12 protein-coding genes are annotated in these 13,355 nt (G+C 65.8%); 4 read left to right on the plus strand and 8 right to left on the minus strand.

Annotated features, from left to right (window positions below; all coding sequences use genetic code 11):
- Positions 1-669 precede the first annotated feature (669 nt).
- Entirely contained in the window at positions 670-1,560 is an 891-nt protein-coding gene (locus K6T36_RS16440; protein WP_222923814.1) for a ParA family protein, read from the plus strand.
- The gene (locus K6T36_RS16445) at positions 1,560-2,024 is read left to right on the plus strand and encodes a DUF7970 domain-containing protein (protein WP_222923815.1); all 465 of its coding nucleotides are present in this window, start codon (positions 1,560-1,562) and stop codon (positions 2,022-2,024) included. The genes K6T36_RS16440 and K6T36_RS16445 overlap by 1 nt, the downstream gene beginning before the upstream one ends.
- Positions 2,025-2,201: 177 nt before the next feature.
- On the opposite strand, the gene K6T36_RS16450 is transcribed toward K6T36_RS16445, so the two are convergent.
- The 8 genes from K6T36_RS16450 to K6T36_RS16485 all read right to left on the minus strand — a co-directional run bounded on the left by K6T36_RS16450 (position 2,202) and on the right by K6T36_RS16485 (position 11,849).
- The gene (locus K6T36_RS16450; protein WP_222923816.1) at positions 2,202-2,882 is read right to left on the minus strand and encodes a hypothetical protein; all 681 of its coding nucleotides are present in this window, start codon (positions 2,880-2,882) and stop codon (positions 2,202-2,204) included.
- A 155-nt stretch (positions 2,883-3,037) separates the two neighbouring features.
- The gene (locus K6T36_RS16455) at positions 3,038-4,609 is read right to left on the minus strand and encodes a hypothetical protein (RefSeq protein WP_222923817.1); all 1,572 of its coding nucleotides are present in this window, start codon (positions 4,607-4,609) and stop codon (positions 3,038-3,040) included.
- A gap of 232 nt (positions 4,610-4,841) precedes the next feature.
- A complete protein-coding gene (gene scpC, locus K6T36_RS16460; protein WP_222923818.1) occupies positions 4,842-6,371 on the minus strand; it encodes a succinyl-CoA:acetate CoA-transferase ScpC in 1,530 nt (509 codons plus the stop codon).
- Positions 6,368-6,949: a MaoC family dehydratase gene (locus K6T36_RS16465; RefSeq protein WP_222923819.1), complete on the minus strand. Its 582-nt coding sequence runs from the start codon at positions 6,947-6,949 to the stop codon at positions 6,368-6,370. Before K6T36_RS16465 ends, scpC begins: the two co-directional genes overlap by 4 nt.
- Before the next feature lie 57 nt (positions 6,950-7,006).
- Positions 7,007-8,206, minus strand: a complete 1,200-nt coding sequence (locus K6T36_RS16470; protein WP_222923820.1) for an acyl-CoA dehydrogenase family protein — start codon at positions 8,204-8,206, stop codon at positions 7,007-7,009.
- 44 nt (positions 8,207-8,250) lie between these two features.
- Positions 8,251-9,642 carry an MmgE/PrpD family protein gene (locus tag K6T36_RS16475; RefSeq protein ID WP_222923821.1) on the minus strand — a complete coding sequence of 464 codons (1,392 nt, stop codon included), beginning with the start codon at positions 9,640-9,642 and terminating at the stop codon, positions 8,251-8,253.
- 75 nt (positions 9,643-9,717) lie between these two features.
- Complete coding sequence (locus tag K6T36_RS16480; RefSeq protein ID WP_222923822.1) at positions 9,718-11,073, minus strand: TIGR00341 family protein; 1,356 nt, start codon at positions 11,071-11,073, stop codon at positions 9,718-9,720.
- 92 nt (positions 11,074-11,165) lie between these two features.
- Positions 11,166-11,849, minus strand: coding sequence for a TIGR00266 family protein (locus tag K6T36_RS16485; RefSeq protein ID WP_222923823.1), 684 nt, complete (start codon positions 11,847-11,849; stop codon positions 11,166-11,168).
- A 186-nt stretch (positions 11,850-12,035) separates the two neighbouring features.
- On the opposite strand from K6T36_RS16485, the gene K6T36_RS16490 reads away from it, so the two are divergent.
- Positions 12,036-12,590: a DoxX family protein gene (locus K6T36_RS16490; protein ID WP_222923824.1), complete on the plus strand. Its 555-nt coding sequence runs from the start codon at positions 12,036-12,038 to the stop codon at positions 12,588-12,590.
- Positions 12,591-12,664: 74 nt separating this feature from the next.
- A complete protein-coding gene (locus tag K6T36_RS16495; protein ID WP_222923825.1) occupies positions 12,665-13,216 on the plus strand; it encodes a VIT1/CCC1 transporter family protein in 552 nt (183 codons plus the stop codon).
- Positions 13,217-13,355: the final 139 nt, after the last annotated feature.

The raw sequence follows: 13,355 nt of genomic DNA on the forward strand, positions 1-13,355 counted from the left end.
CCTTGTCCCGGGTGTGGGGATATCAATACAGATTTCGAACTTCTGGTCTATGTGTCTGTTATCGAAGCTCTCCCACCGTTCGATCGATAGGTGAGGTACCTAAGGTAGATATCTCGTCTATTCTTCTGCACCCTCTCCTTGCCTGACCAATAGCTGTCTCGGGTGCGTGGCTGATGCCGCGAGTATCGCACTCCCGTACCAATTCACGGGTTGTGGATCCCTCTCACTGACGAACAATAGCTAAGATACATCAGATAGCTATCTTAACTATCTTACCTATTTCAGAAGGTGTGGCTGAACGATGCTGCCGTGCGTGGTTGGCTCACCTCCTGTACCTGCGATCGATATCTTCTCTATTGGAGGTGACTCACCTGTTGAAGGTAAGTTACCTATCGTAGCTACCTTAGCTGAGATAGGTGGCTTCGATGGTTCACCTCGGGTTTCTGGCTCAGATGTCTTGCGTACCTTCTTGTATGATCCGCTGATACCCCTGTCTACAACACGGTAACCGGGCAGATCGATGTCGTCCCGTCGATCCTCCGGCCGGTGTGGAACACAAAATAGGCACAAACTTCGGAATAGGTGCCTATTTTGAGCGAGGTGAGGTACCTCGCTCAGCTACCTGTCCCACACTGGCGTCGTCGCTCGGTGGCCGACGAAGGTGATCCCATGTCAGAACACGACACTCAACCTCGCGCCGTCGCGGTCGGCGTTCTCAAAGGTGGCTTCGCGAAAACGACGACCGCGATCAACCTCGCGCGCGAGTTGGCACATCGGAACGAGTCCGCGCTCGTCATCGATCTCGACGACAACGGTCACATGACGCAGAATCTCGGCTTTATCGAAGAGTACGAAGCCGAGACGAACCACGTTCACGAGGTCCTCCTCGAAGACGGGGACGTACGCGATGCGATCGTCTCCGTCGTCGACGGTCTGGACCTCCTCCCGGCACATCAGGACCTCGAGGACGTTCAGACCCAATTGAAGAACGCGATGGGTGGTTCTACGCGGTTGAACACCCGTGTCGTCGAGCCGTTGCTCGGCGAGGAGTACGACTACATCGTCGTCGACTGCCCCGCCAACCAGGGGAAACTCAACGAAAACGCCCTGTACGCGACGAACAACCTCATTATCCCCGTGCGTCCGGAGACGGGATACGACTCCGGCATCCACAACACGGTCAATCGACTGGTGAAGGAGGCGCGCCAGTACTTCGAGTTGGACATTCTCGCGGTCGTTCCCTCGGGTTTATCGCAACGACTGGACCAGGACCGACGCGATCGCGCGCTTCTGCAGGAGATCAACTCGATGGGGATCGCCGATTCCGTCGTTCCGAACTTCTGTCGGATCTCCGACGATGACTGGGCGGCGATCGACGAGGGGACGTACGACGGTCCGCTCCCCGGGATCCGCTATCGGTCGGCGATCGACGACGCCAACGACGCGGGGCTCCCGTTGCGCGATTACGACGGCAGCTGCGACCAGCTCTCCTGTTACGGCGAACTAGCCGCGATCGTCGAAACCGGCGGCGTGGTCCGCGAGCGTGAGGTGGTGGCCTGATGGCGTTCGACGACCTCGACCAGGCAGAACAGGCCGAGGACGAGAGATCCGACACCCAGGATGCAGCGGAGGAACGAGACGCGTCTGAGCCGGTCGACGCGTCGGTCACAGAGGCCGATCTGACCGCCGATTCGGATTCACACTCCGAGAACCGCCGCCAGGACGATGCGGGACCCCTTGGATCGTCTGCCGGTACCGGTGAGGACACGACGGCGCATTCCGAACCGGCGTTCGGATTCGAGGAAGCGAAACAACGTCCGTTATACGCACGACAACGCGCGTGGGACGAGTTCGAGGACGCGCTCGCGATCGATGTCGAACCCACGCTACGGCGCCACGATGTCCGGGATGCGTCGAAGCGAGAACTCCACGACGCGGCGCTTCGTGTCCTCGCGGATCACGCCGAAGAGGTCGCGAATACGGTGCTGGAAGCTCGAGGACTCGGTTCGGACATCGACGATTGACTGTCCCGATAAATCACTAGCCGCTATATCAAGGGTGACTTGGAGGAGACTCCGGAGTTTCGGAGGATCGGCTCCGTGTATATCACGTCGAGAGGGTCTGGAGTACGCGAATTCGAAGGATTTCCGAATCTCAGGTACTCGATACGCTCGTGGAGAAGTATCCGATCCGCCGTAATTTCATTCAATCCGCTCGTACGATCCGTTCAGCAGGCGTCTGTACTGCCTACCATCGTACTCTATGATGCCGTTACCCAACGTTGTCGTCTCGGATTCTCCCACTGGGACATCCACGTCAGAGAGCGTCAGGCCAGACTCGGCGGGAGTGTAGGTGAAGGGAGCGTAGCTCTTTGCGTCGGATTCCGACAGTTTCCGCATCGAATCGGTGACATCGCGTCGAACGTCGGCATCGAACCGCTCTGCCTGTATCTGCGTATCGACGGCTCCGATCTGGGCGTTTTTGATGGCGGTGTAGGATTCACGCTGTTCGGGAGACATGTCCGCTATCGCCCCGAGCTCGCTGTGTAACGTTGCCATCTGTGCATCGACCATCGCGCCGGTGTTCGACTTCGGAACGTAGTCGGGTGATTTGATAGCCGCGAACGCCCGGTCCACCACGTCCGGGTAATCGGGAAGTCCCTCCGGCTCCGCTCGTTCGGAGCTCCCCAACCCGTCGGCGTCATCGACTGCCCCGTCCCCGATATCGGCCAGTGCGATGTCGGCCGATCCCGCTTCCGACGTGACGTCGAACAGCAGGCCGTCGAACTCGGCGGGGTCCGTGTCCAGCAGCTCGTCTACATCGTCGTCACCGTCCACCTCGGAAAGCACCCCGGCGATCGCTTCAAGCAGTTCATCAAGCATGGATTCTCGATACGGAGAGACGCCGGCCGCGATATTAGCCGTATACTCAACATTGTATCCGATTGTGGACCGTCTGTCGGGGTACCGTCCCTTCGTCCGTCCGGATACTGTGAACAGTGCAGGACTGTTCGTGTTGGCTCAGTGGGTGCACCCGTTTATTCCTCCTCCTCCGTCGCAGCGGTGAAGCCCTGTTCCCAGATATCCTGCCACGCCCGTGTCTCGAACGGGCAATCATCGAGGGACTCACCCGCATATGCAGCGATCATCCCTTTCTCGTAGACCGCCCGTTCCATCGGGTCGGAAACCGCAGTAAGCGTCTGCTGATCGGCGTCGGTAGCACTCCCGGCTCGGCGGTGCTGCTGTAACGCGGTCTGTTCGTCCTCGAATCCCCGCATCCAGATACGGTATTGCTCGGAGCCCGATTCGCCGGGGGCGATGCTCTCGGGCCGGTCGTTGTATGCGGCTGCAGCCCCCTCCCGGTACCACTCTCTCGCTTGCGGATCCGGGAGGTCCGGAGGCGGTGAGACGTGGGGGACGTCCATCCCGAGCAGCCGAGCTTGGGGTTCGTACCCGTCCTTCCAGTAATTCCGCCTCTGCAGGTTTCTGTAGGGACAGTCGGACACGTGCGAGCCTTCGGACGCTTGCCAAACACCCTCCATGTAGATCTCCCTCGGTTCTTGCTCGGTGAGCGAATAGGGGAGTTCGGGGGGATCAGGGTCCCGAAAGTCGTTCTCGTACGTGATCTTCGTCTCGGGCGTGATCAGGATGCGGCCTTCGGCAGGATCGGGAGTGCAGTCCCCGATCACGATCCCGATATCCCGGATGTTCAACGGGTACACGAGCTCATCGCCCGGCCGAACCACTGCCCGAACCAACTCCGATTCGAGTTTCTCGGTCTCGTCTCCGAACAGATCCGCGATGACCGTCACTTCTTCCGCCGCCGGTAGTTTCGAGGCTTCCTCCTCCCACCCTCGCTCCCAGCTTTTCTGCGTTTCCGGATCGTACCTCCGGAACGTCACGCTCGTGAACGGCTTGCTCTCTCGCGCCGATCGGACGCCGTCCCGATACGCCAGCACGTGGTCGACGGGCGAATCGGATTCGAGTGCGGACTCCAGAAACTCCGCCGGGAGGTGAATATCCGCCTCCGGAATCTTCGCGATGTTGTCCTCGATTCGTTCTAGCACCTCCCCGCGAACCTCACTGTCGTTCCGGGCATCTAGCAGCGTTCGGAGGTTCAGTTGGAGTTCGCGACACACCTTGTCGGCGTCGACCCCATCGAACCGAGTGAACCGATACTCCTTGGCGTATGTGGTCGTGATGGAGAGTTCCTTCCTGAGCTGTTCTTTCGCCTGCAACACCGCCGTGGGGAGTCGGGTGAAGATCGACGCTCGCCCGAGGGCGTTTGCCGCGGCACGCCTGGATTCGGTCCTCGGGGATTCGACGGACAACAGCCGGACCTGACTCAGTGGGATCTCGTCGGTTCCCTCGCGTTCGGTGTCGAGTATCACGAACCGACGGTCAGTCATCAACAGCAGTTTCTCCCCTTTTGGGGCGGTAGCCTGCTTGCAGAGTCGGGCCCAGACGGGGACCTCGCTCCCTTCGAGAACCGAGTCGATCGTCGGGCGGATGATCCGAACGTTCGCCGGGTTCGTGCTGTCGTCCCCGACCCGGAGAAAGTACAGCCGACCGTTATCGATCTCGAACTGCTTCAGCGTCCCCGTGTTCATACACGAGGAATCGCCGTCCCGAGGGTAATTCGAGTGGGGAATTCTTCCGGTTGTGGAAACCGATACCACTCGGTCCAGGAAACGACCCGCTCCGTCGGGTCCGAGCCAGTCAAACTCCGGTCAATAGATCGACAGTGACGGCGTACGTGCGGTCACGTCGACGCTAACGCCGCGCGTTCGAGCACGGAAATCGCGGGGAACCCGTGGAAGAGAAGAACGAATTGTCGACGATTCAGGCGTGCTCCGTCCAGTCGAAGGCGGTGTCGAGGTCGACGGGCTCGTGGCCGCCGGTCGCACCGGCGCGATCGAGATACGCCCGAAGGTCGTCGCGGTAGTCGGGATGTGCGCACTCGAGGAGCGCGCGGGCGCGCTCCCGCGGCGAAGTGCCCCGTAGGTCCGCCACCCCGTGTTCGGTGATCACCACGTCCACGTCGTGTTCGGTGTGGTCGACGTGTGAGGCCTTCGGGACGATCTTCGAGATGTCGCCGCCGGCGGCCGTCGAGCCGAGCGCGATCACCGACAGCGGGGCGTTGCGGGTGAAGTCGCCGCTGCCGCCGACGCCGCTTATCATCCGCGAGCCGCCGAGGTTGGTGGAGTTGACGTGCCCGTACAGGTCGACCTCGACGGCGCTGTTGACCGCGACGACGCCGAACCGATCGATCAGCGCCGGCCCGTTCGACACGTCGCCGGTGCGGATCACCACGTCCTCGGCGTATCGCTCGGCGTCGTCGAACAGGCGCTCTTGCCCTTCGGTCGACAGCGCCAGCGACGTGGCGCTCGCGGAGCGAAGCTCCCCCGCATCGAGCAGGTCGAGCAGGCCGTCCTGGAGCACCTCGCCGTAGTAGATCAGGTCGCGATCGCCGAGATCGGCGTCCCCGAGCGCGCCCATCAGGGCGTTGCCGAGGCTGCCGACGCCGAACTGGATCCGCAGCGAGTCGTCGTACAGCGACGAGCGCTCGACCTCGCGCTCCAGGAAGTCGCCGAGACGGTTCGCGATCCGCAGGTCCACGTCGGTCGGGTCGCGGAACTCGTAGGGGGCGTCGCGACCGGTCGTCTCGACGACGGCCTCGAGCTTCCCCGGCTCGAACGCGATCCGCGGGCCGCCGATGCGCTCGTCGGGGGTGGTCAACGGGATCGGGTCGCGCTCGGGCGGCGTCCCGGTCCGATACACGTCGTGGAACGCCGACAGCGACAGCGGCTGGTCCTCGTTCACCTCGACGATCACCGTGTCGGCAGCCTCGACGAACGCATGGGTCAGCCCGACCGACGTGGACGGGATCAACCAGTCGGGGCCGACGGCGACGGCCTCGACAACGGCGACGCTGCCGTCGGTGTCGACCATCCCGCCGAAGCGAACGTCGTCGCCGAGCGAGGAGATGTGTCGGTCGGCGAAGGCGACGCGGCCGTCGTTGATCGCGGCGTTGATCGCCTCGCGCGCCTGAAACGGGTAGCGTCGGTCGATCGCGCCGACCTCGACGAGCGCCTCGTCGATCTCCCCGCCGACGCTCCCGCCGCTGACGACCGACAGCGACAGATTTCGGCCGGCGTCGGCGTCCTCGCCCTCGGCGTCCCCGTCCCCGGCGGCCGCGTCGGCCAGCGCCCGCGGGACGGCCTTCGGGTAGCCGACGCTGCCGAAGCCGCTGACGAGCATCGTCGCGTCGTCGGGGACGTGCTCGGTGGCAGACGCGGCGTCGACGACCGGGAGATCGCCCTGGATCCGGCCGTCGGGGATCCGATCGGCGGGGTCAGACTCGCGGGTCACTCCTCGAGGTCCTCCGGTTGGGTTCCGATTCCCTCGGGCCACCCGGTCGGCGCCGCCGCCGACGGCTGTGCGTACTCGCGCTTCAGCACCATCGGCGTGCGCTCCAGTGTAAGCACGAGCTCGTCGTCCTGGTTGAACGCGCGCAGTTGGGTGGTGACCATGCCGACGTGGTCGCGCGACTCGCTCTCGCGCTTGTGGACCACCTCGCTCTCGGCGAAGATCGTATCGCCGTGGTAGACCGGCGCGTGATGGCGGATGTCGTCGTAGCCCAGGTTCGCGGTCGCGTTCGCGCTCACGTCGATGACGCTCATCCCGACGACGAGCGCGATGACGAACGTGCCGTCGACGAGGCGCTCGCCGAACTCCGTCTCGGCGGCGTACGCCTCGTTGAAGTGCATCGGGTTGAGGTTCATCGTGAGGTTGGTGAACCAGACGTTGTCCGTCTCGGTCACCGTCCGGCCGTACGGGTGCTTGTACACGTCGCCGACCGCGAAGTCCTCGTAGTAGCGGCCCTGCCAGCCCTCGACCAGTCGTCGCTCGATGTCGTCGCGTCCGTCGTCGGTGTCGTTGTCAGTCATGGTGTGAGTGGATCGTGGGTGTCTCTGTGTTGGTGAGTTCAGTGGCGCGTCCGTCCGTCAGTACGACCGCGGGAGCCCCAGCACGTTTTCCCCGAGGTAGTTCAGCGCCAGTTCCTGCGTGACGGGGACGAGCCGCGTGAGCCGCGCCTCCCTGAGGTACCGCTCCACGTCGTACGCGCGGTCGATCCCACGGCCGCCGTGCGTCTGGACCGCGGCGTCCGCGGCCTCGAAGGCGGCCTCCGCCGCGAGGTACTTCGCGGTGTTGGCCCACGCGCCGACGGCCTTCCGGTCCTCGTCGCCGGTCCGCTTCGCGGCGGCGAAGGTGAACTGCTTGGCCGCCTGCAGGCGGGCGTGTCCCGCGGCAAGCGGGTGCTGGATCGCCTGGTTCTGTCCGATTGCGCGGCCGAACACCTCGCGTTCGTTCGCGTAGTCGACGCCCTTCTCGACGGCGAGCTCGCCGAGGCCGACGGTCTCGGCCGCGATGACGAGCCGCTCCTCGTTGAGGCCGTCGAGCACCTGGTAGAACCCCTCGTCCTCGACGCCGATCAGTCGGTCCGCGGGGACGCGGAGGTCGTCGTAGGTGACCCGGAAGGAGCTGACGACGCCGCTCGCGGTCTTGTCGATCTCCTCCAGATCGAGGCTGCCCGCCTCGTGTCCCCGCTCGATGTCGACGAGGAACAGCGAGACGCCCTCGGTCTTCTTCTCGACTTCTTCGCGGGGCGTCGTCCGCGCCGCGAGCACGAGGTAGTCGCTCACGTCGATCCGGGAGGTCCACAGCTTCTCCCCGTTGATCACGTACTCGTCGCCGTCGCGGACGGCCTCGGTCTCGATCGCCGTCGACTCCGAGCCCGCCTTCGGCTCCGTCAGGCTGAAACACTGGATCCACGCGTCGCCGCTGGCGACCCGGGGAAGCAGATCGGATTTCAGTTCCTCGCTGCCGTAGTTCACGAGGGGCGCCGAATTGTAGATCGCCGCGTGGACCGTCTGGGCGCCGCTGAAACCGGCGCCGCTGCGGGCGATCGTGTACATCATCGCGACGGCCTCCTCCGTGCTGTATCCCTTCCCGCCGTACTCCTCGGGGAGGAGCACGCCGAGCCACCCCTCCTCGGCGAGGGCGTTCACGAAGTCGTGTGGATACTCGCCCTCGGCGTCGTGTTCCCGCCAGTACGCGGCGTCGAACTCGTCACAGATGTCGCCGACGGCGTCGCGGACCGACCGTTGTCGATCGGTCAACTGTACCGTGTCGGTAGCTACCATTCTGGTGTTCAAGAGTCCCGATAGCGAGCCAATAAACCGTCCGGTTACGGCAGTCGGGACGGGGTGTCGGCGCCGGCGACCGTCGCCGCCACGTCGTCCAGTTTCGGGAGCTCGCACAGCCGTTCGTACAGCCGTTCGGCGTCCTCGTCCGAGACCGCCCGCTCGGCGCACTCGAGGAACTTCGCGCGACGGCGCTCTGGCGACAGCGGATTCGTGTGGACCCCCGGGGGGTTCGTCCGCCGGCGCTCGTGGCGCTCGCCGTCGACGGTCTCGACCACGACGGTCGCCTCGTGTGAGTCGTACGGGAGCGACTCGTCGACGGCGAAGTCGACGCGCTCGCGGACGGCGTCGATCGCGGGGTCGGCGAGCGCCTCGGGCTCGAACGCCGCCAGGTCGACGCGCTCGCGGACGGCCGCGCAGGCGACGGCGTGCTCCATCGAGAACTTCGCCTGCAGCCCGGTCTCCGGGTCGGGATACGCGAGCGCGTCGCCGGCGCCGCCGGCCGCGCGAACCTCGATCCGGTCGATGTCGTCGGGGGCGACCCCGCCCTCGACGATATCCGCCGTCGCCGCGATGCTGGTGTGGGTGAAGTAACAGCACGGGTACGCCTTCGCGTGGATCCCCTCGGTCTCGATGGCCCAGTCGGCGTCCGGGTCGAACGCGAACACATCGCGAGCGTCGCGGTCAGTATCGTCCGCGTCCGGCCGGGGGTCGTACAGGTCCCAGAACCCCTTGTCGCCGGAGATGGCCGTCGTCGTCGCGGTGAGGCCGTCGCGCGCGAGCGTCGCGGCGGTGACGCCCGAGCGACAGCACAACCCCGCGTGCAGCGGCTTCGTCATCGACCCGAAGTTTCGTTTCGTCCCCGCGGGCGTCGACGCGGCGATGGACAGCGCTCGCTCGGTCGCGTCGGCGTCGAGGTCTAGGAGCGACGCCGCCGCGGCGGTCGCGCCGAAGGCGCCGAACGTCGACGTGGCGTGCCAGCCCGCCTCGTAGTGGGCGGGGCTGATCGGCCCGGCGAGCGCGCACTCGACCTCGAAGCCGACCGCGAAGGCCGCGATCAAGTCGCGCCCCGACGTGCCGGTTTCCTCGGCGAGTGCAAATAGCGGCGGAACCAGCGTCACGCTCGGGTGCCCGTCGAGGGCCCACGAGAGGTCGTCGTAGTCGAGCGCGTGGGCGGCAGTGCCGACGCGCAGCGCCGTCGCCGCGGGATCGTCGCCGCCGCCGGTGCCCAGCAGCGTCGCCGCGTCTGCGGCTTCGGGGTCGACCCCCGCCGAACGGCCGGTTTTCTCCCCCGCTCCCTCGACGGCACCCGTGAGGGTGACGCCGACGGTGTCGACGACCGCCCGGGTGACGGTCTCGGGGACTTCCTCCGGGAGATCGGCGTACTCCGTGTCGGCGACGAACGTCGCGAGTCGTCGCTCCGGTGTGTGGCCCATGGGTCTCTCTCCCCGACGAGCCGTATTAACCGTCCGTGTGGCGGCGAAGCTGCGTCGTGGTGTCCAGCAGTTCGGTCAGTGCTTCCCTGCCAGCATGTTCGACACTTCGGTGTCCGCGTCGGCCTCGCTCGTCGTGGCCGTCTGTCGCTCGATGAATTCGACGGTGACCGTCGCCTCCCTGTCGGTCTCGCGTTCGATCCGCTCGGCGATCGACCGACTCAACTCCGGGTACGGTCGGTCCGCGGGTCGGGCGACGACGACCGTGACGCGCTGCTCGTCGCCCACCGATACCGGGGCGCGGAGCCGGAACGCCGTCGACACCGACACGAGCTCCAGATCGGCGTAGGACTCGTCTGCGAGCACGTCGCCGGCGGCCTCGTTGGCCTGGCGCTCGAAGCCGATCTGTGCGGCCACGAGTCCGCCGCTGACGAGGAGGGTCGCGGCGAGGACGAGCGCCAGCACTGCCGCCGAGGCGTACCGGGGTGTGGCGCCGACGGCGTCGTCGCCGCCGGCGGTCGACCGCTCGGGGCGATAGCCGAGGTACCACAGCACCGCCGCCGCCGACAGGTGGATCGCGACGACGTTCAACACCAGCAGCAGGAACGCGCCCACCGCGACGCCGGGGACGCCCCACGCGATGCCGACGCCGACGGCGGCGGCCGCGGGAACCAGCGCGGCAGCGACCATCACGCCGACGAGCGCGACCGACACCCCGGTCGCGAGCCCGAACGCGCCGGCTGCGCCCGCGCACGCGCCGACGACGATCGACAGCAGCCCGGGCGAGACGCGGCCGGCGATCTGCTGGGTCGTGGTCACGTTCAAGGCCGGCGGGAGCACCGTCGCGTACCGCAGCGCGGCGCCGAACGCGGTCGCCGCCGCGATCGCGAGCACGAGTCCCAGGAGTTGCGTCTTCAACCCCTCCCACAGCATGTCGCGTTCGTCGAGGACGGTCCCCACGCTGGCGGTGAGCGCCGACCCCACCAGCGGCGCGATCACCATGGATCCGACGACGATCGCCGCGGAGTCGAGCAGGAGCCCCGCGGTCGCGACGAGCGCGCTCAGCGCCGTCATCGAGTAGTACGTCAGCGGGCTCGGCGTCAGATCGAGGGCGGTCGCGCGCACCTCCTCGGTGGCGATCGCGTCGTCCTCCTCGGTGCCGGTGACGAACCGCGCCTCCAGTTCGTCGACGTGGGGGGCGAACACCGACTCCGCGCTGGCGACGACCGTGTACGCGTCCTCGCCGTCCCCGATGTCGCGGAGCTCGTCGAGCACGGTTTCGACCGCCTGTGTCGGCACGGGGAACTCCACGAGCACCGCGTCTTCACGGTCGCTCGCCTCGCGCACGACCACGTGATCGATGTCGTAACCGTCGAGTATCGCCTCCACCTCGTCGACGGCGTCGGCCGACACCAGCGTCCGGACCAGTCGCATGCAGCCGGCTTCACGCCCCGGGGTGGTTATCCCGGGCGGGCGTTCTCACGACGCTGTGACGCGTGCGTCGTTCCGACTCACGGACCCGTCGCTCAGGTCGACGACGACGATGACCTGGTCGGCAGTTTCGGGATCAGCCACGAGAGGAACGCGTCCTGACTGCGCGACTGGAGCCACACGGTCCCCGAGCCGGTGAACTCACAGACGAGGCCCTCGCCGCTCGTCAGCGTCGAGCGCAGTCCCCCGACGCGCCGGACGGTGAAGTCGGCCGTCTCCTCGAAGGCGACGACGTGGCCGGTGTCGACGACGAACGAGTCGCGGTCGTCGAGGTCGATCGCCTCGATGGCGCCGTAGCTCGACACGAACAGCGGGCCGTCGCCGGCGACCCGCAGGAGGAACAGTCCCTCGCCGCCGAGGAACGTGCGCGCGCCGCCGAAGTCGGTATCCACGTCGAGGGCGGCGTCGCCCGCGAGGTACGACCCCGACTGGACGTACACCGTTTCCCCCCGCAGATCGAGGGTTGTGATGTCGCCAGGTAGCGGGGGTGCGAACTGTACGTCGCCGGCCTCCGTCGCGGTGAAGGTGTTCTGGAAGAAGCTCTCGCCGCCGACCGCGCGTCGGAGGGACTTCAGGAACCCGCCGGTCGCGTTCGTCTCGATGTCGACGCCGTGATCGTGGCTGACCATCGCGCCCGCCTCCGCGCGGACGGCCTCTCCCCGATCGAGGGAAACGGTGAGCAGCGCGAACGACGGACGCGAGGTGACCTCGTGATCCATACAGTGTGGTCGTCGCCTCACGAGAAATACGACTCCCACGGCTCCGACAGGTCGGGAACCGTCCCGGTCGGCGCGCCGCGCCACCGCTACCGGCGGGCGGAACGACCCGCGCAGGGTTCGGCTCCGCAGTCGGTCGAATATGTTCGGCGAGTAGACTTAATTAGGTGAGTTGTCATCTTCCGGTCGATGTCCACACGAGAGGTCGAACTGCGGAGCACGATCGGGGGGTTCACTGCGGAGGGCAAACTGCACACGTTGAGCGTCTGGTTCATCCTCGCGCTCAGGCTGATGATCGGCCTCGCGTTCTTCCAGAGCGGCGTCGACAAGGTGTTGTCGGGGAGCTTCAGCGCCGCCGGCTACCTGCAGAACGCGCCGCCGGCGAACGGAAGCCCGGTTGCCGGCCTGTTCGTCGCCATGGGGGACACGCCGTGGTTCGTCGACTTCGTCAACATCGCCGTACCGTGGGGCGAGGTGCTCATCGGACTCGGCGTGATCGTCGGGGGGTTCACGCGGCTCGCGGCGTTCTTCGGCGCGTTCATGATGCTGCTGTTCTATCTCGGCAACTGGGACATCTCCCACGGCTACATCAACGGCGACTTCGCGTACATGCTCGTGTTCCTCTCGGTCGCCGCCTTCGGCGCCGGTCGGATCCTCGGACTCGACCAGTACATCGAGGCGTACGACGTTGGTGGCGAAACCCTCGTCGAGCGGTACCCGTGGCTCCGGTACGTGCTCGGTTGACGTGCCGAGACGGCGTGTATGCGGCTGACTTCGCGGATCAGTTTATTCTACTCCGGTGACAATACCGGCTATCCATGATCGAACAGCTCCTCGGCGACGAAATCAAATCCTCCGGACGGTATCTCGCCGAGGTTATTTATGGGGCAAATGACGGAATCGTCACGACGTTCGCCGTCGTGTCGGGTGTCGCGGGTGCGGCGTTGAATCCCTCGATCGTGCTCGTGTTGGGTGCGGCAAACCTCTTTGCAGACGGCTTCTCGATGGGGATGAGTAACTACCTCAGCCGGCGTTCCGAACTGGATTACGAACGATCCCGCCCGGCCTTCAGCCCGGAGCGACCCCCGGATACGCACGACGGGAAGCCACCGTATCGGACGGCCGCTGTTACGTTTCTCGCGTTCGTCAGCGCCGGGTGGGCACCGCTGTTCCCGTACATCATTGGCGTGGCTCCCGCGTTTCGAACGTCGGTCGCGTTCACCGGAGCGGCCTTCTTCATCGTGGGGGCAAGCAGGAGTCTCGTGACGGCGCGGCCATGGTATCGCAACGGCGCCGAGATGCTCGCGGTCGGAATGGCTGCCGCCGGCGTCGCCTTCGGTGTCGGGCGTGCGCTCAGCGGGCTCGCGTGACTGGTAAGGGATCGCTCGGACCGGCTAAGCTGAGGGTGTAAATAGCAGGGTCTCGGGAGCCAGACCGTGTAGAGGCGGAGCGAAACGGGCCAGCGAGTCGTCTCAGTATTCGTTGCTCCGGTGAGCGGTTGGTTCCGTC

This window comes from Halobaculum roseum, assembly GCF_019880245.1.
GTDB classification, from domain to species: domain Archaea; phylum Halobacteriota; class Halobacteria; order Halobacteriales; family Haloferacaceae; genus Halobaculum; species Halobaculum roseum.

Bases quoted from the DNA above. Each gene is read 5' to 3' on its own strand.
- K6T36_RS16440 (WP_222923814.1), top strand. From the start codon at position 670: ATGTCAGAACACGACACTCAACCTCGCGCCGTCGCGGTCGGCGTTCTC.
- K6T36_RS16445 (WP_222923815.1), top strand. From the start codon at position 1,560: ATGGCGTTCGACGACCTCGACCAGGCAGAACAGGCCGAGGACGAGAGA.
- K6T36_RS16450 (WP_222923816.1), bottom strand. From the start codon at position 2,882: ATGCTTGATGAACTGCTTGAAGCGATCGCCGGGGTGCTTTCCGAGGTG.
- K6T36_RS16455 (WP_222923817.1), bottom strand. From the start codon at position 4,609: ATGAACACGGGGACGCTGAAGCAGTTCGAGATCGATAACGGTCGGCTG.
- K6T36_RS16465 (WP_222923819.1), bottom strand. From the start codon at position 6,949: ATGACTGACAACGACACCGACGACGGACGCGACGACATCGAGCGACGA.
- K6T36_RS16470 (WP_222923820.1), bottom strand. From the start codon at position 8,206: ATGGTAGCTACCGACACGGTACAGTTGACCGATCGACAACGGTCGGTC.
- K6T36_RS16475 (WP_222923821.1), bottom strand. From the start codon at position 9,642: ATGGGCCACACACCGGAGCGACGACTCGCGACGTTCGTCGCCGACACG.
- K6T36_RS16480 (WP_222923822.1), bottom strand. From the start codon at position 11,073: ATGCGACTGGTCCGGACGCTGGTGTCGGCCGACGCCGTCGACGAGGTG.
- K6T36_RS16485 (WP_222923823.1), bottom strand. From the start codon at position 11,849: ATGGATCACGAGGTCACCTCGCGTCCGTCGTTCGCGCTGCTCACCGTT.
- K6T36_RS16490 (WP_222923824.1), top strand. From the start codon at position 12,036: ATGTCCACACGAGAGGTCGAACTGCGGAGCACGATCGGGGGGTTCACT.
- K6T36_RS16495 (WP_222923825.1), top strand. From the start codon at position 12,665: ATGATCGAACAGCTCCTCGGCGACGAAATCAAATCCTCCGGACGGTAT.